The organism is Agrococcus beijingensis (assembly GCF_030758955.1).
GTDB lineage: Bacteria > Actinomycetota > Actinomycetes > Actinomycetales > Microbacteriaceae > Agrococcus > Agrococcus beijingensis.
Window position 1 is genome coordinate 1,540,330 of the sequence record NZ_CP132360.1, and the last position, 19,202, is coordinate 1,559,531.

Annotated in this window: 21 protein-coding genes; 3 read left to right on the forward strand and 18 right to left on the reverse strand. The window is 73.5% G+C overall.

What is annotated here, in order from left to right:
* Nucleotides 1-2: 2 nt before the first annotated feature.
* The 5 genes from Q9250_RS07410 to Q9250_RS07430 all read right to left on the reverse strand — a co-directional run bounded on the left by Q9250_RS07410 (nucleotide 3) and on the right by Q9250_RS07430 (nucleotide 4,472).
* Nucleotides 3-896 carry a metallophosphoesterase family protein gene (locus tag Q9250_RS07410; protein ID WP_306231222.1) on the reverse strand — a complete coding sequence of 298 codons (894 nt, stop codon included), beginning with the start codon at nucleotides 894-896 and terminating at the stop codon, nucleotides 3-5.
* Nucleotides 897-984: 88 nt separating this feature from the next.
* Nucleotides 985-2,190 (reverse strand): DNA-processing protein DprA, encoded by a 1,206-nt coding sequence (gene dprA, locus Q9250_RS07415; protein WP_306231223.1) that lies wholly within the window; start codon nucleotides 2,188-2,190, stop codon nucleotides 985-987.
* Complete coding sequence (locus Q9250_RS07420) at nucleotides 2,187-3,671, reverse strand: YifB family Mg chelatase-like AAA ATPase (protein ID WP_306233949.1); 1,485 nt, start codon at nucleotides 3,669-3,671, stop codon at nucleotides 2,187-2,189. The genes dprA and Q9250_RS07420 overlap by 4 nt, the downstream gene beginning before the upstream one ends.
* A gap of 23 nt (nucleotides 3,672-3,694) precedes the next feature.
* A complete protein-coding gene (locus Q9250_RS07425) occupies nucleotides 3,695-4,048 on the reverse strand; it encodes a YraN family protein (RefSeq protein WP_306231224.1) in 354 nt (117 codons plus the stop codon).
* Between the two features lie 100 nt (nucleotides 4,049-4,148).
* Nucleotides 4,149-4,472, reverse strand: a complete 324-nt coding sequence (locus tag Q9250_RS07430) for a DUF2469 domain-containing protein (protein ID WP_306231226.1) — start codon at nucleotides 4,470-4,472, stop codon at nucleotides 4,149-4,151.
* Between the two features lie 108 nt (nucleotides 4,473-4,580).
* On the opposite strand from Q9250_RS07430, the gene Q9250_RS07435 reads away from it, so the two are divergent.
* Nucleotides 4,581-6,437 carry a VWA domain-containing protein gene (locus Q9250_RS07435; protein WP_306231227.1) on the forward strand — a complete coding sequence of 619 codons (1,857 nt, stop codon included), beginning with the start codon at nucleotides 4,581-4,583 and terminating at the stop codon, nucleotides 6,435-6,437.
* Nucleotides 6,438-6,477: 40 nt separating this feature from the next.
* Here the strand turns inward: Q9250_RS07435 and Q9250_RS07440 are convergent, their stop codons facing one another.
* The 8 genes from Q9250_RS07440 to rpsP all read right to left on the reverse strand — a co-directional run bounded on the left by Q9250_RS07440 (nucleotide 6,478) and on the right by rpsP (nucleotide 11,353).
* Nucleotides 6,478-7,104, reverse strand: coding sequence for a ribonuclease HII (locus Q9250_RS07440; RefSeq protein WP_306231228.1), 627 nt, complete (start codon nucleotides 7,102-7,104; stop codon nucleotides 6,478-6,480).
* Nucleotides 7,101-7,880 carry a signal peptidase I gene (lepB, locus tag Q9250_RS07445; protein ID WP_306231229.1) on the reverse strand — a complete coding sequence of 260 codons (780 nt, stop codon included), beginning with the start codon at nucleotides 7,878-7,880 and terminating at the stop codon, nucleotides 7,101-7,103. Before lepB ends, Q9250_RS07440 begins: the two co-directional genes overlap by 4 nt.
* A gap of 133 nt (nucleotides 7,881-8,013) precedes the next feature.
* Nucleotides 8,014-8,364 carry a 50S ribosomal protein L19 gene (rplS, locus tag Q9250_RS07450; protein WP_306233950.1) on the reverse strand — a complete coding sequence of 117 codons (351 nt, stop codon included), beginning with the start codon at nucleotides 8,362-8,364 and terminating at the stop codon, nucleotides 8,014-8,016.
* A 220-nt stretch (nucleotides 8,365-8,584) separates the two neighbouring features.
* Nucleotides 8,585-9,217: a hypothetical protein gene (locus Q9250_RS07455; RefSeq protein ID WP_306231230.1), complete on the reverse strand. Its 633-nt coding sequence runs from the start codon at nucleotides 9,215-9,217 to the stop codon at nucleotides 8,585-8,587.
* A gap of 51 nt (nucleotides 9,218-9,268) precedes the next feature.
* The gene (gene trmD, locus Q9250_RS07460) at nucleotides 9,269-10,003 is read right to left on the reverse strand and encodes a tRNA (guanosine(37)-N1)-methyltransferase TrmD (protein WP_306231231.1); all 735 of its coding nucleotides are present in this window, start codon (nucleotides 10,001-10,003) and stop codon (nucleotides 9,269-9,271) included.
* A gap of 3 nt (nucleotides 10,004-10,006) precedes the next feature.
* On the reverse strand, nucleotides 10,007-10,681 hold the full coding sequence (gene rimM, locus Q9250_RS07465) for a ribosome maturation factor RimM (protein WP_306231232.1): 675 nt from the start codon (nucleotides 10,679-10,681) through the stop codon (nucleotides 10,007-10,009).
* A 7-nt stretch (nucleotides 10,682-10,688) separates the two neighbouring features.
* Nucleotides 10,689-10,925, reverse strand: a complete 237-nt coding sequence (locus tag Q9250_RS07470; protein ID WP_306231233.1) for an RNA-binding protein — start codon at nucleotides 10,923-10,925, stop codon at nucleotides 10,689-10,691.
* A 2-nt stretch (nucleotides 10,926-10,927) separates the two neighbouring features.
* Nucleotides 10,928-11,353 (reverse strand): 30S ribosomal protein S16, encoded by a 426-nt coding sequence (gene rpsP, locus Q9250_RS07475; protein WP_306231234.1) that lies wholly within the window; start codon nucleotides 11,351-11,353, stop codon nucleotides 10,928-10,930.
* A gap of 182 nt (nucleotides 11,354-11,535) precedes the next feature.
* Here rpsP and Q9250_RS07480 point away from each other — a divergent pair, with 182 nt between their 5' ends.
* On the forward strand, nucleotides 11,536-12,630 hold the full coding sequence (locus Q9250_RS07480) for a carboxylate-amine ligase (protein WP_306231235.1): 1,095 nt from the start codon (nucleotides 11,536-11,538) through the stop codon (nucleotides 12,628-12,630).
* On the opposite strand, the gene Q9250_RS07485 is transcribed toward Q9250_RS07480, so the two are convergent.
* Complete coding sequence (locus Q9250_RS07485) at nucleotides 12,627-13,436, reverse strand: LLM class F420-dependent oxidoreductase (RefSeq protein WP_306231237.1); 810 nt, start codon at nucleotides 13,434-13,436, stop codon at nucleotides 12,627-12,629. The genes Q9250_RS07480 and Q9250_RS07485 overlap by 4 nt on opposite strands.
* Nucleotides 13,437-13,475: 39 nt before the next feature.
* On the opposite strand from Q9250_RS07485, the gene Q9250_RS07490 reads away from it, so the two are divergent.
* The gene (locus Q9250_RS07490) at nucleotides 13,476-14,573 is read left to right on the forward strand and encodes a GNAT family N-acetyltransferase (RefSeq protein WP_306231238.1); all 1,098 of its coding nucleotides are present in this window, start codon (nucleotides 13,476-13,478) and stop codon (nucleotides 14,571-14,573) included.
* A 1,180-nt stretch (nucleotides 14,574-15,753) separates the two neighbouring features.
* Here Q9250_RS07490 and Q9250_RS07495 read toward each other — a convergent pair.
* The 4 genes from Q9250_RS07495 to Q9250_RS07510 are packed head-to-tail and all read right to left on the reverse strand — an operon-like array spanning nucleotide 15,754 to nucleotide 19,199.
* Entirely contained in the window at nucleotides 15,754-16,413 is a 660-nt protein-coding gene (locus tag Q9250_RS07495) for an NAD(P)H-binding protein (RefSeq protein ID WP_306231239.1), read from the reverse strand.
* A 47-nt stretch (nucleotides 16,414-16,460) separates the two neighbouring features.
* On the reverse strand, nucleotides 16,461-17,219 hold the full coding sequence (locus tag Q9250_RS07500; RefSeq protein WP_306231241.1) for an iron ABC transporter ATP-binding protein: 759 nt from the start codon (nucleotides 17,217-17,219) through the stop codon (nucleotides 16,461-16,463).
* A complete protein-coding gene (locus Q9250_RS07505; protein WP_306231242.1) occupies nucleotides 17,216-18,232 on the reverse strand; it encodes an iron chelate uptake ABC transporter family permease subunit in 1,017 nt (338 codons plus the stop codon). The genes Q9250_RS07500 and Q9250_RS07505 overlap by 4 nt, the downstream gene beginning before the upstream one ends.
* Nucleotides 18,225-19,199, reverse strand: a complete 975-nt coding sequence (locus tag Q9250_RS07510; RefSeq protein WP_306231244.1) for an ABC transporter permease — start codon at nucleotides 19,197-19,199, stop codon at nucleotides 18,225-18,227. The genes Q9250_RS07505 and Q9250_RS07510 overlap by 8 nt, the downstream gene beginning before the upstream one ends.
* Nucleotides 19,200-19,202 lie beyond the last annotated feature (3 nt).

A 19,202-nucleotide genomic window follows, 5' to 3' on the forward strand; every position in this document is an offset into this window, starting at 1 on the left:
CGTCAGGCCGGCTTCCTGCTGAACCGGTCGAGCCGCTCGGCGGGCGAGAGCGCGGCGACGCTCTCCGCGAGCTCGGCCGGCACCGTCTCGCGGGAGGGCGACGGGAGCGCGGGCACGACCGAGTGCGCGATCGCGTCGGCGTACACCTCGATGAGGTTGAACGACTGCGTCGCGTCGATGCCGTGCATCGCCGGGGGCGGGCCGGCGAGGTCGTCGGCGTAGCTGGTGGCGCCTGCGAGGATGACCGGGATCTCGGCGAAGGTGCCCGAGCCGTTGATGTGGAGGTGCCCGGAGAGGATGGCCCGGACGTCGGCGCCGTCGAGCACCTCGGCGAGCCGCTGCTCGTCGCGGAACTCGAGCAGCCGCATCAGCCGGGTCCGGTACGGCAGCGGCGGGTGGTGCATGACGAGCACGCTGCCGAGCGGCGGCGCATCGGCGAGCACGCCGGCGAGCCACGCCGCCTGGCCCTCGTCGAAGCCGCCGTGGTGCCAGCCGGGCAGGCTCGAATCGAGCGCGACGAGTCGCAGCCCGTTGACCTCGATCACCGAGTCGATGGGTGCCAGCGACTCGCCCGGCAGCGCGAGGGCCTGCCGCATCGCGGGCCGCTCGTCGTGGTTGCCGGCCGTCCAGACGATCGGGATGCCGAGCCCGTCGGCCACAGGCACGAGCAGGTCGCGCGCCACCCGGTAGGCGTCCGGCTCCCCCAGGTCGGCGACGTCGCCCGAGACGACCAGCACATCGGCGTCGGCGGCGGCCACGCGCAGCCGCGCGGCCGTCTCGCGCAGGTGCGCGGTCGTGTCGACCTGGCCGCCCAGCAGCGCGCCGCCGGCGAGCAGGTGCGTGTCGCTCAGATGGGCGATCACGGCCGTCGCGTCTGGATGCATCCCGTAGCTCACGCGCCCAGGCTATCCACGCCGCGCGGGGCGGCCGCTGAGCCGCCGCCGGACGCGCCGCCGCCTGACGCGCCGCCGCCGCTGCCGCCCGCTACGCGACCGACACCCAGCCGCCGGGCCGCTCCGCCGCGCGCGAGCCCAGCTCGAGCAGCGCCAGCGAGGCGACGATGTCGGCGCGCGACATGCCCGTGCGCACCGCGAGGTCGTCGATCGCCCGCGGGGCGCGAGCGCTCAGCGCGTCGAGCACCCGCACCTCGTCGCTCGTGAGGCCGCCGAGCGGCGCCGACGCGTCGGCCGGCCCGTCGACGAGCTCGACGACGTGCTCGGCTCGCTCGATCACCGCGGCGCCGTAGTCGCGCAGCAGCCGGTGGCAGCCGGCGCTCGCGCCAGAGGTCACCGGGCCCGGGACCGCTCCGAGCGGCCGACCGAGCGCGGCGGCATGCCCCGCGGTGTTGATCGAGCCGGAGCGCGCACCCGCCTCCACTACGACCGTGGCGCTGGCGAGCGCCGCGATCAGTCGATTGCGGGCCAGGAAGCGCCAGCGGGTCGGTGGCACGCCGCTCGGCGCCTCGGCGATGACGCAGCCGGTCGCCGCCACCCGCTGCAGCAGCTCGTCGTGGCCTGCCGGGTAGAAGCGATCGAGCCCTCCCGCGAGCACCGCCACGGTGGTGCCGCCCGCGGCCATCGTGGCGCGGTGCGCGGTGCCGTCGATGCCGTAGGCGCCGCCGGAGACGACCGCGAAGCCACGCGATGCCAGTCCGGCGGCGAGCTGCCCGGTGACGAGCTCGCCGTAGCCGCTGGAGGCGCGGGAGCCGACGAGCGCGACGGAGCGCTCGCATGCGGCGAGCGCCTCGGGTTCGCCGCGCACCCAGAGCGCTGCCGGGGCGTGCGGGCCGAGGTCGTCGAGCTGCTGCGGCCACGCGCGGTCGCCACGGGTGAGCAGTCGCTGGCCGAAGGCGGCGCCCTGCGCGAAGGCGCCCAGGATGCGCTCGGCCTCGAGCCGCGGCTGCCAGCGCGCGAGTCCGGCGGCGACCGCCCGGGCGGCGTCGGCGACGCCCAGCTCTGTCGACCAGGTGGCCGCAGAGGCGCCGTCGACGAGCAGCTGGAGGGCGCGCACGTCGCCGAGCAGCTCGCGGGCGACCCCGGCGGCGCTGTCGCCCGGTTCGGGCAGCACCGTCCAGGCGCCGGCCGCGAACCTGGCGATGACGGCCTCGTCGTCCGGCGCCGCCGCGCCGTCGGGCAGGCAGGGCTCGACCGCGGCGCGGAGCCGCCCGAGCTCGATCCGGAACGGCTTCATGCGGGGATCCCCTTGCGCAGCGCCAGCGCCAGCCCGATGTGGCTGCGTGTGGGCGAGTCGATGCCGTCGAGATGGCTGATGGTCCAGGCGACGCGCAGCGCGCGGTCCATGCCGCGCATCGTGAGCAGCCCTCGCTCCACGGCCTCCTCGAGCGGTCGCAGCAGCGCGGCGTCGAGCGGCAGGTTGCGCCGCAGCCACGGGCCCGGCACGTGCCCCATGGCCGACCACTCGGTGCCCGCGAGCCGGTGCGCCGCCCGGTCGCGCGCCGCGGCGACCCGGCCGGCGGCCTCTGCCGTGGTGCGCCCGGCGCCCTGGGTGCCCGGCGCGACCCGATCGACCCGCACCTGCAGGTCGACGCGGTCGAGCAGCGGCCCGGAGAGCCTGCTGAAGTAGCGGCGGCGCTGCTGCGGCGCGCACGTGCAGTCGCCGGTGCCGAAGCTGCCGCACGGGCAGGGGTTCGCCGCGAGCAGCAGCTGGAACCTGGCCGGGAAGGTCGCGACGCCGACCGCCCGGTGGATCGTGATCGTGCCCGACTCGAGCGGCTGCCGCAGCTGATCGAGCACGGCGCGGGAGAACTCGGGCGCCTCGTCCATGAACAGCACGCCGTGCGTCGCCCGCGCGATGGCCCCTGGGCGGATGACGCCCGAGCCGCCGCCCACGAGCGAGACGCCGGTCGCGGAGTGGTGCGGCTGCTCGAAGGGCGGCAGCAGGTCGAGCGACGATGCGGGGGGCTCGCCCGCGAGCGAGCGCAGCGACGCGACCTCGAGCGCGGCGGCCTCGTCGAGCGGGGGCAGGATGCCGGGCAGCCGCATGGCGAGCATGGTCTTGCCGGCTCCGGGTGGGCCCACCATCATCAGGTGGTGCGCGCCGGCGGCCGCGATCTCGAGCGCGGCGACCGCGTCGCGATTGCCGACCACGTCGGCGAGGTCGAGATCGGTCTGGGTGCGCTCGACGGGCGACGGCGCGGTCACCGCGTCGACGGGCTCCGGGTCGACCTCGGCACCGAGCAGCGCCGCGGCGTGCGCCAGGCTCGGCGCGCCGAGCACCTGCAGCCCGGCGACGAGCGAGGCCTCGTCGACCGACGCGGTGGGCACCACGATGCGGGTCAGCCCCGACGCGGCGGCCGCCCGCGCGAGCGGCAGCGTGCCCGGCACGGGCCGCAGCCTGCCGTCGAGCCCGAGCTCGCCGAACAGGGCGGTGGTGCCGTCGTCGGCGGGCACGACCTGCATCGCGCGCAGCACGGCGATCGCCATCGCCAGGTCGAAGTGGGTGCCGGCCTTCGGCAGCGACGCGGGCGTGAGGTTGATGACCGTCTTGCCGTGCGGGGCCGTGAGCCCGAGCCGGGCGATCGCGCTCCAGGTGCGGTGCTGCGCCTGCTGCACCGCGCGATCGGGCAGGCCGACGATGTGCACGCGCGGCAGGCCGCTCGCGGCGTGCACCTCGATCTGCACCGGCACGCCGGCGAGCCCCTGCAGCGCCATGCACGACGAGCGCCCGAAGCCGCTCACTCGATGCCCCGCAGATGCTCGACCCGCCAGGTGCCCGTGCGCGGGGCGATGATGCCCACGGCATCCATCCTGATCGGGCCCCGGTGGGCGTGCCCGGCCAGCCAGACGCCCGCGAGCGTGCGCAGCCGGCGCACCTTCAGCGGCGTGATCGACTCGAACGGGTGGCCGTAGGCGAGCCCGCGGCGCGTCTTCACCTCGACGAAGACGAGCGTGTCGCCGTCGATCGCGATGATGTCGACCTCGCCGTGCTCGCACCGCCATCGTCGGTCGACGATGCGCATGCCCGCCCGCTCGAGGTGCACGCTCGCGGCGGCTTCGCCGTCGAGCCCCAGCTGATCCTTCGCTCGCATGGCGGCAGGAAAGCGGATGCGCCCGGTCGCCCGGGCGGCGTCGGTGCAGGCCTGTGGAGAACCTCGTCAGCGCGGGCTCAGCCGCCGCCGACGCAGGGGCTCACTCCTCGATCGCGAGGTCCTTCGGCAGCTCGAGGTCGCGGGAGGCGAGCTCCTCGACGTTGACGTCCTTGAAGGTCAGGATGCGGGCCGACTTGATGAAGCGGTCGGAGCGGTAGATGTCCCAGACCCAGACGTCGGTCAGCTCGAGCTCGAAGTAGAAGTCGGTGCCCGCGTCGTGCCGGGTGACCTTGACGTCGTTGGCCAGGTAGAACCGTCGCTCGGTCTCGACGACGTGCTTGAACATGCTGACGACGTCGCGGTACTCCTTGAAGAGGGCCAGCTCGACCTCGCGGTCGTAGTCCTCGATGTCCTCAGGTTCCACGGCTCCATCCTATGGCCCCGCGTCGGCTCAGCCTCCCGCGCCTGGGCTTTCGCAGATGCTGAGCCAGCGAGCCCATGCAGATGCTCCTGACCGCGTAGATTGCAGAAGGTGCACAAGCGCAGGATCGGAGGCGAGATGCGGCGGCTGCTCACGACGCTCGCCCTGGCGGCGATGCTCGCCATGGGCGTCGGCAGCGTCGCGCCCGCGGCCTCGGCCACCTCCCCCGTCGACGGCGGCCTCGAGATCGTGGTGGACGCATCCGGCTCGATGGCGGAGCCCACCTCCGACGGCTCGACGCGCATCGCCGCCGCGCGCTCGGCGCTCGGCACCGTCATCGATGCCCTGCCCGCCGACAACCGGGTGGGGCTGCGCGTCTTCGGGTCGTCGATCGTTGGCCAGGAGGTGCCGGGCGCCTGCACCGACTCGCAGCTGCTCGTGCCGATCGGCATCGGCAACCGGCCGGCGCTGGCGAGCGCCATCGAGCGCATGGCGCCCTTCGGCGAGACGCCGATCGGCTACGCGCTGCAGCAGGCCGGCGCCGACCTCGGCGACTCCGGCCAGCGGTCGATCCTGCTCGTCTCCGACGGCATCGCCAACTGCGAGCCCGACCCCTGCGTGGTCGCCGAGCAGCTCGCGCAGGACGACATCGGCCTGCGCATCGACGTGGTCGGCTTCGACGTCGACGCGGCCGCCCGCCAGCAGCTGCAGTGCGTGGCCGACCGCGGGCGCGGCGACTACGTCGACGTCACCGAGGTCTCGGGGCTGCAGCTCGCGCTCGAGCGGCTCTCGACCAGGGCGTTCCGCCCGTTCAACGTGCTCGGCACGCCGGCGGTCGGCACCGCGGCGCCCGAGGGCGCACCCGCGCTGGTGCCGGGTGAGCAGTACGTCGACGAGGTGGGCGGCGAGGCGGGCGCGGGCCTGCGGCACTACGCGATCCAGCGCAGCTTCCCGGGCTCGGTCGTGCACGTCGGGCTCACCGGCCGGCTGCCGGTCGACGACAGCGTCTCGATCCTCGCGACCCTGTCGGCCGGGGGCCAGGCCTGCGACAGCACCACCATCACCGCGACCGGCAGCGACCGCTTCTCGGTCTTCACCGGCCGTGTCGGCGCCGCCGAGCCCGACCCGGCCGATCCGTGCTCCGCCGCCGAGTCGCTCGACCTGACGCTCGACGTGCGCACGGCGCCGAGCGCGAAGGCACCCTTCGAGATCCGCATCGTCGAGCACGCGTGGCCCGCCAACGCGGCCCTGCTGCCCGAGCCTGAGGACGCCGTGCGCGGCTGGTCGATGGCGACCCCGGCCGACGGCGCCGCCGGCGCACTGCTGGGCGGTTCGAGCCTCAACGACGCACCCGTCATCGCGCCCGGTTCGTACTCCACCGACATGCTCTCGAGCGAGTTCCAGTTCTTCCGCGTCGCGGTCGGCTGGGGCCAGACCGTCAGCGTGCACGCGCAGCTCGCGCCCGGGGTCGCGCCGCCCGGCAACGCCTGGGGCATCGTGCAGATCCTCGACCCGGTGGGCGCCGACGTGTCGTCGATCCTCACCGAGTCGGCCGACGGCCTCAAGTGGTCGGAGCAGCTGCTCGAGCCCGAGTCGGCGATCGCGGTGACCACCGCGCCGGTGCGCTTCGACGACGACCTCGGGCTCGTGAAGCGCCCCGTGGTCGCGGGCGAGTACATCGTGGCCGTCGGCTTCACCGCCGACACCGGCGAGGCGCCGACGCCGCTGATCGTCACGGTCGAGGTGACGGGCGAGACGATCGGCGTGCCCGACGTCTCGAGCACCGCGCCTCCCCCGGCCGACGCGCCGGATCGCCCGCGCGACCCGGATGCGACCGCGGCGGCGATCGATTCGGTGCCGTGGGGCGTCGTGGCGGGGTTCGCCGCCGTCGGCGCCGCGATGATTGCGCTCATCGTGCTGGCCGTGTGGTTCGTGCAGCGACGCGGCAGGCGCTCGTTCGACCGCTGAGGGGCTGGGGCGGCCGCCGCTCAGCGCCGGCGCGACGACGTCAGCGCAGCCAGGTGCGGCGGTGCAGCGCGCTCGGGCCGAGCTCGGCGATCGCCGACATGTGCGCGTTCGAGCCGTATCCCTTGTTCGACGCCCAGCCGTAGCCCGGATGCACCAGGTCGGCCCGCCGCATCCGCTCGTCGCGGTCGACCTTCGCGACCAGCGCGGCGCCGGAGACCGACGCGCAGTCGCGGTCGGCCTTCGCTCGCAGCACCGTGCGCACCGGCGTGCGCAGCGCCGGCGCCAGCCAGTCGTGGGTGCCGTCGAGCAGGATCGCGGCGCCCGGCACGTCGACGCCCGCCTCGTGCAGCAGCACGAGCGCGCGACGGCCCGCGAGGCCGAGCGCCACGGTGATGCCGAACGCGTCGATCTCGTCGTTCGAGGCATGCCCGACCACGCCGACGCCCCACTCGTGCACGTGCGGCGCGGTGGCGGTGCGGCGCGGCTCGGTCATCGACTTCGAGTCGCGCAGGTGCTCGGGCCACGGGCCGCAGTCGGCGGCCAGCGCGAGCGCACCCACGCTGACGGGCCCGGCGAGGGCGCCGCGGCCGACCTCGTCGATCCCGATGACGAGGGATGCATCCGCCCACAGGTCGCGCTCGACGTCGAGCGTCGGCGTGACGATCACGTCGCGGGGACGGCGACCGGCAGCAGCGGTGCAACGGGAGCGCCCTGCGGCTCGACGCCGACGAACGTCGAGGGGTGGTTGTCGAGCCAGGTCCAGCGCTCGATCGGCCAGGAGATGACCACCGCGCGCCCGACGACCGTCTGCATCGGCACGAAGCCGCCGCCCGGGGCGTCCATGTGCGCGCGCGAGTCGCCCGAGTGGTTGCGGTTGTCGCCCATCACCCACAGGTGGCCCTCGGGCACCTCGACGTCGAACGGCATCGTGCTCGCCGGCTCGCTCTGGGTGTCGCGGTGCAGGTAGGGCTCGTCGAGCGGCACGCCGTTGACGGTCAGCTGCCCGAAGTCGTTGCAGCACTGCACGCGGTCGCCGGGCAGGCCGATGACGCGCTTGATGAGGTAGCCGTGGTCATCCTCGGGCGCCAGGCCGACGAAGGTGAGGAACCAGTCGACAGCGCCCGCCAGCCCGGTCTCGTCGGGCTCGCGCGCCGTCTCGGGCAGCCAGCCGCCCGGATCCTCGAAGACCAGCACGTCACCGCGCTCCACCGGGACGACCGTGGGCGTCAGCAGGCTGACGATGATGCGGTCGTCGACCTGGAGCGTGTCGTTCATCGACTCGGACGGGATCCAGAACGGGCGGATCAGGAACGTCTTCACCAGGAACGAGATGAGCAGCGCGACGAGGAAGATCACGACGATGTCGCGCAGGAACAGCAGCGCGCTGCGGCCGCGCGATGCGCCACCGCGGCGGGTCTCGCCGGTCTCGACCGTGTCCGTCATGCCCGCCCTTTCACCTCGGCAAGTCTAGGTGCGAGCCCCATGCCGGATGGCGCCCGCCGCCGCGCAGCAGGTCACGATTGCATGACGAACGCGGAAGCGGGGCCGGCTCGCGCCGACCCCGCTTCCGGGATGCTCAGGAGAAGTCGCGCTTCTCGCGGATCTTCGCAGCCTTGCCGCGCAGGCCGCGCAGGTAGTAGAGCTTCGCGCGGCGCACGTCGCCGCGCGTCACGAGCTCGATGTGGTCGATGACCGGCGAGTGCACCGGGAAGGTGCGCTCGACGCCGACCTGGAACGAGACCTTGCGGACGGTGAACGTCTCGCGCACACCGTGGCCCGAGCGGCCGATGACGACGCCCTGGAAGATCTGGACGCGCGAGCGCGAGCCTTCGATGATGTTGACGTGGACCTTGACGTTGTCGCCGGGGCGGAAGTCGGGGACGTCGGTGCGGAGGCTGGCTGCGTCGACCTTGTCGAGGATGTGCATGGCGGTGTCGCTCTCTGCAGCCGCCACAGGTCGGCCGCGTATGTTTGGGGTTCGAAGGTTCGGTGCCCGATCAGTCGCGTGTTCGTTCCCCTGTGGCAGAGACCGCTCGAGAGCGGGAACAGCGCAGGGCACCAACGGACCATCCTGCCACATGAACGGCACGCACGCCAACGCATCCGCCCGAACGCGCAGGCGTGCGGTGCAGGGCGCACGCCTCGCCTCAGGGGCGCGGGTCGTCGTCGAGATCGATGACACGGCCCGACTGCGGGCCCTCGATGCGCTCGAACGACGCGTCGGCCTCGCGGGCGCGCTGGTCGAGCAGCGGCGCCTGCAGATCCTGCACGACACGCTCGACGCGCGCGCGCGTCTCGCGGCCGAGCTCGACCAGCTGGAGCCAGAACAGCGCGACGCCGCCCACGATCGTCACCATGATGCCGATCGCCGTGAACGACTGCGAGGCGGTCAGCCAGCCGTCGCCGAACCAGGCGGTGAGGGCGCTGCCCGTGCGGCCGCCCGCGGTGTCGACCACGGTGAAGCCGAGCAGCGCGATGATGAGCAGCCACGGGCCGAGCAGCCGCACGTCGCGCCAGCGCACGGTGCGGTTCCTGCGCACCTCCTTGCGGGCGAGCGTCATGCCCACGACGGCGCCGATCAGGATCGCGAGGCCCGGGCCGAGGAAGGCCTGCAGCAGCAGCGCCTCGCCGAGCGGAGCGCCCGTGAGCGCGCGGCCGAACATGATCCACACCGGCAGCACGACGATCGACGCGATCATCACCCAGAAGAAGGCGCGCAGCACCGGGTGCCCGGCGGCACGCGTGTCGCTGCGGTGCGGGGTGCTCGACGTGCTGGCCATGCTCCGAGGCTAACGGCCGCATCTCGGCGGCGCCCGCGTGTTCGCTGAGGGCTAGCGGTCGGCGGCGGCGTCGTCGGGCAGCAGATCGGGGCGCACGCGACGGGTGCGCTCGAGCGCCTGCTCGCGCCGCCATGCGGCGATCGCGGCGTGGTTGCCGCTGCGCAGCACATCGGGCACCTCGAGCCCGCGCCAGGCCTGCGGCTTCGTGTACGTGGGGTGCTCGAGGAGGCCGGCCTCGTGGCTCTCCTCGACCAGCGACTCGGGGTTGCCGACCACGCCGGGCACGAGCCGGCCGATCGCCTCGATCATCGCCATCGCGGCGACCTCGCCGCCGTTCAGCACGTAGTCGCCCAGGCTCACCTCGAGCACGCGCGCGCGGGTGGCGACGTGCTCGGCGACGCGCGAGTCGATGCCCTCGTAGCGGCCGCAGGCGAAGACGATGCGGCGCTCGGTGGCCAGCTCGCGAGCGAGGGCCTGGGTGAACGGCACGCCGGCGGGCGTCGTGAAGACGACCAGCGCATCCGACCTCTCGGGCTCGCCGTGCTCGTCGGCCTGCGCGGGCCCGAGCAGCGCGTCGAACGCCTCGCCCCACGGCTCGGGGCGCATGACCATGCCGGCGCCGCCGCCGTAGGGGGTGTCGTCGACCGTGCGGTGGCGGTCGTGCGTGAAGTCGCGCAGGTCGTGCACGCCGAGCTCGAGCAGCCGCTCGCGGCGCGCCTTGCCCAGCAGCGACACGTCGAGCACGCCGAAGAACTCGGGGAAGATCGTGACGATGTCGATCTGCACGGGCTAGGCGCCCTGCGTCGGCGCTTCGTCTGTCGCCGTGCCGTCGGCCGCGGATGCGTCAGGGTCGGCGGATGCGTCGGGCTCGGCCGCGTCGTCGGGCTCGGCCGCCGCGTCGGGCGCGGCAGGCGCGTCGTCCTCCGGCTCCGGCAGCTCCTCGAGCAGGCCGGGCGGGGGCGTGATCATGATGCGGCCGGCGCGCAGGTCGACCTCTGGCACGATCGCCTTCACGAACGGCACCATCACCTCGTCGCCGTCGCGATCGATGATCAGCATGTCCTGCGCCGGCATGGCGTCGACGCGCACGACGCGGCCGATGCGCTGGTCGTCGCGGAAGACCTCGAGGCCGGCGAGCTGGTGCACGTACCAGGCGTCGGGCTCGACCGGCAGCTCGGTGGCGTCCTGCTCGACCCACAGCACGGCCTTGATGAGCGACTCGGCCTCGGAGCGGTCGGTGATGCCGGCGAAGAAGGCGACCGGGTTGCCGTTGTAGACGCGCAGCTCGAGCAGCTCGAGCGACTTGCCGTGCCACTTCGACGAGGTGGGCACCTGCAGCGCGAAGCGCGCGCCCGGGACGAAGCGTCGACCGGGGTCGTCGGTGTAGAGCTCGACCTTGATCGCGCCCTTGAGCCCGTGGGCTCGAGCGAGCCGTCCGACACGCAGCTGGGTACGTGCGGGCACGGCCGGCCTAGCGATCGGTGTCCACCACGTCCACGCGGACGCGGCGTCCTCCGGGGAGCGCACCGATCACGGTGCGCAGGGCGCCGGCGGTGCGACCGCCGCGCCCGATGACGCGACCGAGGTCCTCGGGGTGCACGCGCACCTCGAGGACCTCGCCGCGCTGCGTGTCGCGCGCGCCGACGCGCACCTCGGCGGGGCGATCGACGATCCCCTTGACCAGGTGCTCGAGAGCATCGCGCAGCATCGTCAGTCCTCGGTCGACTCGGCCGCGGCGGGAGCCTCGGCGTCAGCGGGAGCCTCGGCCGGCTTCTCGGCGGGCTTCTCGGCCTTGGGCTTCAGCACCGGCTTCTTGGCCTCGTCGTGCACGAACGCCTTGCGACGCTCGGGTGCCTTGACCTGGCTCTCGGTCGGGCCCTCGCCCGTGAAGCGACCCCAGTCGCCCGTGAGCTTGAGGAGCGCCGCGACCTGCTCGGTCGGCTGCGCGCCGACGCCGAGCCAGTACTGCGCGCGCTCGCTGTCGATCTCGATGAACGAGGGGTTCTCGGTCGGGTGGTACTTGCCGATCTCCTCGATCACGCGACCATCGCGCTTGGTGCGCGAGTCGGCGACGACGACGCGGTAGTAGGGCGCGCGAATCTTGCCGAAGCGCTTCAGACGGATCTTGACTGCCACAGTTCTCCTGCTTTGTGTGTTGGTGTTGCACCGCGGCCTGCGCACGTGGGATATGCGCGGCTGCAAAGCTCGGTGAGCATCGCGCGACGGAGTAGAGGGTCGGCGCACGTGCTCGACCCCCCATTCTGGCACATGTTGTGGGCTGTGTGCGCGCCACACCGCGTGCGCCCTACGCTCATCCCATGCAATTCGCGCGCTCCGCCCGATCGACGCTCGGGATCGAGTGGGAGCTGGCGGTCGTCGACCCCGGCACCTGCGAGATGGTGCCGCGGGCCCAGGAGCTGCTCGACGCCATCGACGACCGCCGGTTCGATCACGAGTTCCTCACCAGCATGATCGAGCTCATCACCGGGGTGCACGAGACGACCGACGGGGCCGTCGACGAGCTGCGACGGATGCGCGACAAGGCCGTCGAGGCGGCCGACCGGATCGGCGTGGCCCTGGTGGGCACCGGCACGCACCCGACCAGCCTGTGGCGCGACCAGGCGCAGGCCGACGACCCGCGCTACGCGCGCGTGATCGAGAAGGCGGGCGACTGGGGCCGGCGGCTCATCATCTTCGGCGTGCACAACCACGTCGGCATCGAGGATCGCGCCAAGGTGGTGCCGCTGCTGCGCAGCGTGCTCGACCGGCTGCCGCTGATCCTGGCGCTGTCGGCCTCCAGCCCGTTCTGGCAGGGCCGCGACACCGGCTACGCGTCGCACCGCACGATGCTGTTCCAGCAGCTGCCTACGGGCGGCCTGCCCCCGATGCTCGAGGACTGGGCGGAGTACGAGCGCACGCTGGCCGACATGCTGCGGGCCGGGGTGATCGACGACCTCGCCGAGCTGCGCTGGGACGTGCGACCCTCTCCCCTGCTCGGCACCCTGGAGGTGCGCATCGCCGATGGCGCGCCCTCGATCGACGACCTCGCCGCCGTGACCGCGCTCATCCACTGCCTGGTGGAGGAGGCCTCGCGCGCCCTCGACGCCGGCGAGGAGGCGCATCACCTGCCGTCCTGGCTCGTGCGCGAGAACAAGCTGCGCGCGGCGCGCGACGGGCTCGACGCGACGGCGATCGTCGACGACGAGGGCCGGCTGCAGCCGGTGCGCGACGCGCTCGGCGAGGCCGTCGAGCGGCTGGCACCGATCGCGGCCGACCTGGGCGCTTCGTCGTCGCTGGCCGCCGTCACGCGCGTCGTCGAGCGGGGCGGCTCGGCGGCCCTGCAGCGCGCCGCGTTCGCGCGCGGCGGCCAGGAGTCCGTGCTGCGCGAGCTCGTGGAGCAGCTGCGGGCCTAGCCGTTCTTGCGGTCGCGCCATTCGAGGAACGCCGGCAGCCGGTCGAGCGCGTAGCCGTCGGCCGTGTCGTCGCCCGAGAGCGGGATCGTCAGCAGCCGCGTGCCCGCCGCGTGCAGCGCGTCGAGGCGCTCGAAGCCGACCCCGCCGACGCCGTCGCGCACGCTCGCGCCGTTCGAGATCTCGATCTCGGCAATGTCGCGACCGCGCGCCTCGCAGGCGGCGCGCAGCACGTCGAGCTTGTGCGGCAGCTGCTCCGGGCCCACGAACGAGTGCCAGATGTCGGCGTGCTCGGCGACCATCGGCAGCGTCTTCTGCTCGCCCTTGCCGCCGATCAGGATCGGCATCGGTCCGAGGGGCGGCGGGTTGAGCCGCTCCCAGCGCGAGCGGATGCGCGGCAGCGCGTCGGCCAGCGCGTTCAGCCGCTTCCCGACGGTGCCGAAGTCATAGCCGTACTCCTCGTAGTCGCGCTCGAACCAGCCCGAGCCGATGCCGAAGATGAAGCGGCCGCCCGAGATGTGGTCGATGGTGCGGGCGACATCGGCCAGCAGGTCGGGGTTGCGGTAGGAGTTGCAGAACACCAGCGGCCCGATCTGCACGCGCTCGGTCGCCGCTGCCCAGGCCGCCAGCTGCGCCGTCGCCTCGAAGTGCACGCCGTCCGGGTCTCCTGACAGCGGGAAGAAGTGGTCCCAGCCGAAGACGGCGTCGACGCCCATGTCCTCGAGCCGCCGCGCGGCGTCGATCGTGCCCTGCATCGAGATGTGCTGCGGCGCCAGCTGCACGCCGATCCTGGTGGGTCGCTCCGTCATGCCTCGACCCTACGGGGCCTCCGACCGTACGCTGGGCGCGTGCCGGAGAACTCCCCGATCGCAGCGCGCGCCGAGGCGCCAGAGGCCCTGCCCGCCATCACCGCCGGATCGCTCGACTGGCGGCCCGCGACCGTCGACGACGCCGCGGCGGTGCTGGCGCTCAACAACGCGATGGCCGAGGCCGATCAGCTGCCGTTCCGGGAGACGATCGACGAGGTGCAGGACGAGCTGTCGGCGCCGTGGCGCGACCTCGCGCACGACAGCCTGCTGGGCTTCGACGCCGCGGGCGAGCTGCGCGCGAGCGGGCTGGTGGTCTCCTTCCCCGGCGACAGCTCGACCGTGCGAGCCTTCGCGTTCGGAGGCGTGCATCCCGAGCGCCGTGGCGAGGGCATCGGCCGCGAGCTGCTCGGCTGGCAGATCGCCCGCGCCCGTCAGGTGCTCGCCGCCTCGGGCAAGGACCTGCCAGCCCGCATCGGCGCCTACGCCGAGGACACCGACGTCGCCCGGCACCGCCTGTTCGAGCGCGCCGGCCTCGCGCCGCGACGCTTCTTCGCCGACCTGAAGCGCCCCCTGTCCGAGGCGATGCCCGTTCCCGAGGTCGAGCTGACCGGTTCGCTGCGGCTGGTGCCGTGGTCCGACGAGCTCGACGAGCCCACGCGCCTGGCGCACAACGACGCGTTCCGCGACCACTGGGGCAGCGAGCCGCAGCCGCCCGAGCAGTGGCAGAACGGCCGCAGCGAGTTCGCGCCTGCGTGGTCGCACGTCGTCGTCGACGACGCACCGGACGTCGAGGCGCTGCTCGCCGATCCGGCGACGGATGCGTCCACGGCCGCAGCCCTGCGGGCGGGGGCGCCGCTGGTGGTCGCGTATGCGCTGAACAGCCGCTACGAGGCCGACTTCGCGGTGCGCGGCTACTCCTTCGGCTACACCGACGTGCTCGGCACTCGGCGCGCGTATCGCGGCAGGAAGGCGGCGCTCGCGGCGCTCGCAGCCGGCATGCGCTCGTTCGCCGACGACGGCATGGAGGCGGCCGTGCTCGACGTCGACACCGAGAACCCGTCGGGGGCGCACGGCCTCTACGCGAGCCTCGGCTACGTCAAGGTGCACGGCTCGCGCATGCACTCGATCGAGCTGTAGCCGCGCGCCCGCCCACCGACCGGCGGCGCCGGTCGCTGACTGGCGGCTCCCGTCGCTGACTGGCGGCTCCCGTCGCTGACTGGCGGCTCCCGTCGCTGACTGGCGGCTCCCGTCGCTGACTGGCGGCTCCCGTCGCTGACTGGCGGCTCCCGTCGCTGACTGGCGGCTCCCGTCGCTGACTGGCGGCTCCCGTCGCTGACTGGCGGCTCCCGTCGCTGACTGGCGGCTCCCGTCGCTGACTGGCGGCTCCCGTCGCTGACTGGCGGCTCCCGTCGCTGACTGGCGGCTCCCGTCGCTGACTGGCGGCTCCCGTCGCTGACTGGCGGCTCCCGTCGCTGACTGGCGGCTCCCGTCGCTGACTGGCGGCTCCCGTCGCTGACTGGCGGCTCCCGTCGCTGACTGGCGGCTCCCGTCGCTGACTGGCGGCTCCCGTCGCTGACTGGCGGCTCCCGTCGCTGACTGGCGGCTCCCGTCGCTGACTGGCGGCTCCCGTCGCTGACTGGCGGCTCCCGTCGCTGACTGGCGGCTCCCGTCGCTGACTGGCGGCTCCCGTCGCTGACTGGCGGCTCCCGTCGCTGACTGGCGGCTCCCGTCGCTGACTGGCGGCTCCCGTCGCTGACTGGCGGCTCCCGTCGCTGACTGGCGGCTCCCGTCGCTGACTGGCGGCTCCCGTCGCTGACTGGCGGCTCCCGTCGCTGACTGGCGGCTCCCGTCGCTGACTGGCGGCTCCCGTCGCTGACTGGCGGCTCCCGTCGCTGACTGGCGGCTCCCGTCGCTGACTGGCGGCTCCCGTCGCTGACTGGCGGCTCCCGTCGCTGACTGGCGGCTCCCGTCGCTGACTGGCGGCTCCCGTCGCTGACTGGCGGCTCCCGTCGCTGACTGGCGGCTCCCAGCATTGAGTGGCGCCTGCGTCCGAGGGGCGCCACTCACCCGCGCACGCCGCCACGCACCCGCGCGAGCCGCCACTCACACGCGGGAAGCGCCACTCAGGCGCGGGAGCCGCCACTCGATCACCGCGGCCGCCGCTCGATCTCCGCAGGCGCCACTCAGGCGCGGGAGCCGCCACTCGATCGCCGCAGGCGCCACTCAGGCGCGGGAGGCGCCACTCGATCACCGCGGCCGCCACTCAGGGCCGGCCGGGGCGGGAGGGCGCGGCGCGGCGCCGGCGCTGGCGCTGGCGCTAGCTGCGGTCGCGGGCGAGCGCCTCGGCGACCGGGGTGCCACCCTCGTTGCAGCGGATCGTGAGCCCGCGCACGCCGGGGTGCGCGACGACCTCGGCGATCAGCCGCGCTACGGTGGCGCGCGGGATGCTGCCGGAGGCGACGGAGCCGGCGGGCTCGTCGATCTCGATGCCGCCCTCCTCCTCGTCCGTCAGGGTCGAGGGGGCGAGGATCACCCAGTCGGCCCCGGAGGCGCGGATCGCCTCATCGACGAGCGACTTCGCCTCGGCGTAGGCGAAGAAGGGCGCGTCGGGCGCGACGCCGTGGTCGCGGCGGGATCCGAAGTACGAGATCATCACGAGCCGCGCGCCCGAGCGGGTCACCGCATCCAGCACCCTGAGGGCCGCGTCGTGGTCGACGGCGCGGGTGCGCTCGGGGCTGCCTCCCCCGGCCCCCGCCGACCAAACGACCACGTCGTAGCCGGTGAGCAGCTGGTCGACGGCCGCCTGCTCGAGCGTCTCGAGGTCGCTGACGACCGGCTCCGCGCCGGTCTCGGCGACGTCGTCGGCGTGCGCCGGGTTGCGGACGACGCCGTGGACCGTGTGCTGCGCGTCGGCGAGCATGCGCTGCGCGCGCAGCGCGACCCTGCCGTGGGCGCCGAGGACGAGGATGCGTGCCATGGGCACCACCGTACGCGCGGCCACCTGTGGCGAGGGTGGGCCGATGGTCAGGGCGTGAAGACCGCGAACGGCCTGCCGTCGATGCGATGCACCTTCACCGGCGTGTCGAAGACCTCCTCGAGCACGTCGCCCTGCATCACCTCGTCGACGGTGCCCTCGACGCAGATCGTGCCGTCCTTGAGCGCCACGATGCGGTCGGCGAACGCGGCCGCCATGTTGAGGTCGTGCAGCACGATCACCACCGTGCGGCCCAGCTCGTCGGCGGCGGCCCGCAGCTCGCGCATCATCGCGACCGCGTGCTTCGGGTCGAGGCTCGCGAGCGGCTCGTCGAGCAGCACCACCTCGGTGTCCTGCGCGAGCACCATCGCCACGAACGCGCGCTGCCGCTGGCCGCCCGAGAGCGCGTCGAGCTGCCGGTCGGCGAGCTCCTCGAGGTGCAGGAAGCGGATCGCGCGATCGATGTGCTGCTGGTCGCCGAACGTCACCCGCCCCGCCGACCACGGGAAGCGGCCGAACGCGACCAGCTCGCGCACCGTCAGCCGCGCCTCGATGCGGTTCTCCTGGCGCAGGATCGAGACGATGCGGGCGAGGTCCGACGACTTGGTCGCCTGCACGTCCTTGCCGGCGACGCGCACGCTCCCGGCGGAGGGGTCGAGCAGCCGGCCCACGATCGACAGCAGCGTCGACTTGCCGGCGCCGTTCGGGCCGACGAGCGCGGTGATGCCGCCGGCGGGCACCTCGCTGGTGACGGGGCCGAGCACCACGTGCTCGGCGTAGCGCTTCGAGACCTGCTCGATGGTGATCATCTCTGCTTCCTCCCGCCGAGGAGCAGCGCGAGGAAGACCACGCCGCCGACGACTTCGATGATGACGGTGACGAGCCCTGCCGCGTCGAACAGGTGCCGCATCACGAGCTGCGCGCCGGCGAGGGCGAGCACGCCGGTGCCGACCGCCATCGGCAGCACGAAGGCGTGCCGGTGGGTGCCGGCGAGGCGGTACGCGAGCGTCGCGACCAGGAACCCGAAGAACGTCATGGGCCCGGCGAGCGCGGTCGCGAAGGCGATCAGCACCGACACGCAGATGAGCGCGACGATGAGCTCCCTGCGGTGGTCGACCCCCAGTGCGGTCGCCCCGTCGCGCCCGAGGAGGACGACGTCGAGACGTCGCCGACGCATCCACACCACCCCGCCGACGACGGCGCAGACGCCGAACGCGAGCGGCAGGTGGTCGGGCTGCACCGAGCTGAGCCTGCCGAACAGCTCGAGGCTGAGCAGGTCGTAGTCGGTGGGCGACAGGATGCGCTGGATGAACGACGACAGCGAGTCGAACGCGAGCCCGAGCACCACGCCGACGAGCAGCAGGGTGAGCACGCCGCCGCCGGAGCGGTCGAGCAGCCAGGTGTAGAGCGCGGTCGCGGCGACCACCATCAGCACCGTCTGCGCGATGAGCTTCGGCAGCCCGTCGGTGGCGGCGATCGCCGAGCCGCCGAAGGCGAAGACCGTGAGGGTCTGCATCAGCGTGTACATCGAGTCGAACCCGATGATCGACGGGGTGAGGATGCGGTTGCTCGTCACGGTGTGGAAGATCACGGTGGCGACCGCGTGCGCGAAGGAGGCGATGAGGATGCCGCCGACGAGCGTCGCGCGGCGCGGCAGGGCGAGCTCGAGCGGGCCCTGCACGTCGACCGTGAGCACGGCGACGATCGCGGCGAGGGCGAGCGCCCAGACGATCGCGAGGCGGAGGGCCGGGCGGGTGTCGGTCGGCGCCTTGCGGGCGGCAGGTGCGGTGGCGGTGGCGGATGCGTCGACGGCGTCAGGCACGCTGCCTCCCCTTGAGCAGGAAGCCGAGGAACGCGGCGGCGCCGACGGCGCCCATGATGACCGATGCGGGGATCTCCATCGGCGCGACGATCGTGCGGCCGATCAGGTCGCAGGCGAGCAGCAGCGCGACGCCGGCGATGGCGATCCACGGCAGGCTGCGGCGCAGGTCGTCGCCGAGCACGAGGCGCATGACGTTGGGCACGACGAGCCCGAGGAACGGGATGAAGCCGACGACCACGCTGGTGACGCCCGAGCAGAGCGCGACGCCCGCGACCCCGATGAGGGTGATGAGGCGGTAGTCGATGCCGAGGTTGGTGGCGATGCCCTCGCCGAGGCCGGCGATCGTGAAGCGGTCGGCCATCACCCAGACGACGACGGCGACGAGCGCCGCGGCCCAGAGCGGCTCGTAGAAGCCCTGCACGATGCCGCTGAAGCCGCCGGAGCTCCACGCGGCCATCGACTGCAGCAGGTCGGTGCGGGCGGCGAGGAACGAGGTGACGCCGCCGACGATGGCGCCGAGCATGATGCCGACCAGCGGCACGATCAGCGGGCCCTTGGTGCGCACGCGCCGCAGCATCGCCAGGAACAGCAGCGTGCCGATGAACGCGGCGACGGTCGCGAAGGCCATGCGCAGCAGGATCGGCGCCTCGGGGAAGAGGATGAGCACGAGCAGCATGCCGAGTCCCGCCCACTGGGTCGTGCCGGCGGTGGTGGGCTCGACGAAGCGGTTCTGGGTGATGAGCTGCATCACGACGCCGGAGACGCTCATGGCGATGCCGGCGAAGATCAGCGCGAGGGTGCGGGGCACGCGCGAGATGAGGAACATCTCGAGCTGGGCGGGATCGGTGAAGAGGCCGGTGAGCGAGAGCTCGAAGCCGCCGACCAGCAGCGATGCGACGACCAGCAGCGCCGTCACGTCAGCGAGCGCCGGCAGCAGCCGGCGCTCGCGAGCGGTCCTGACGGTCAAGGG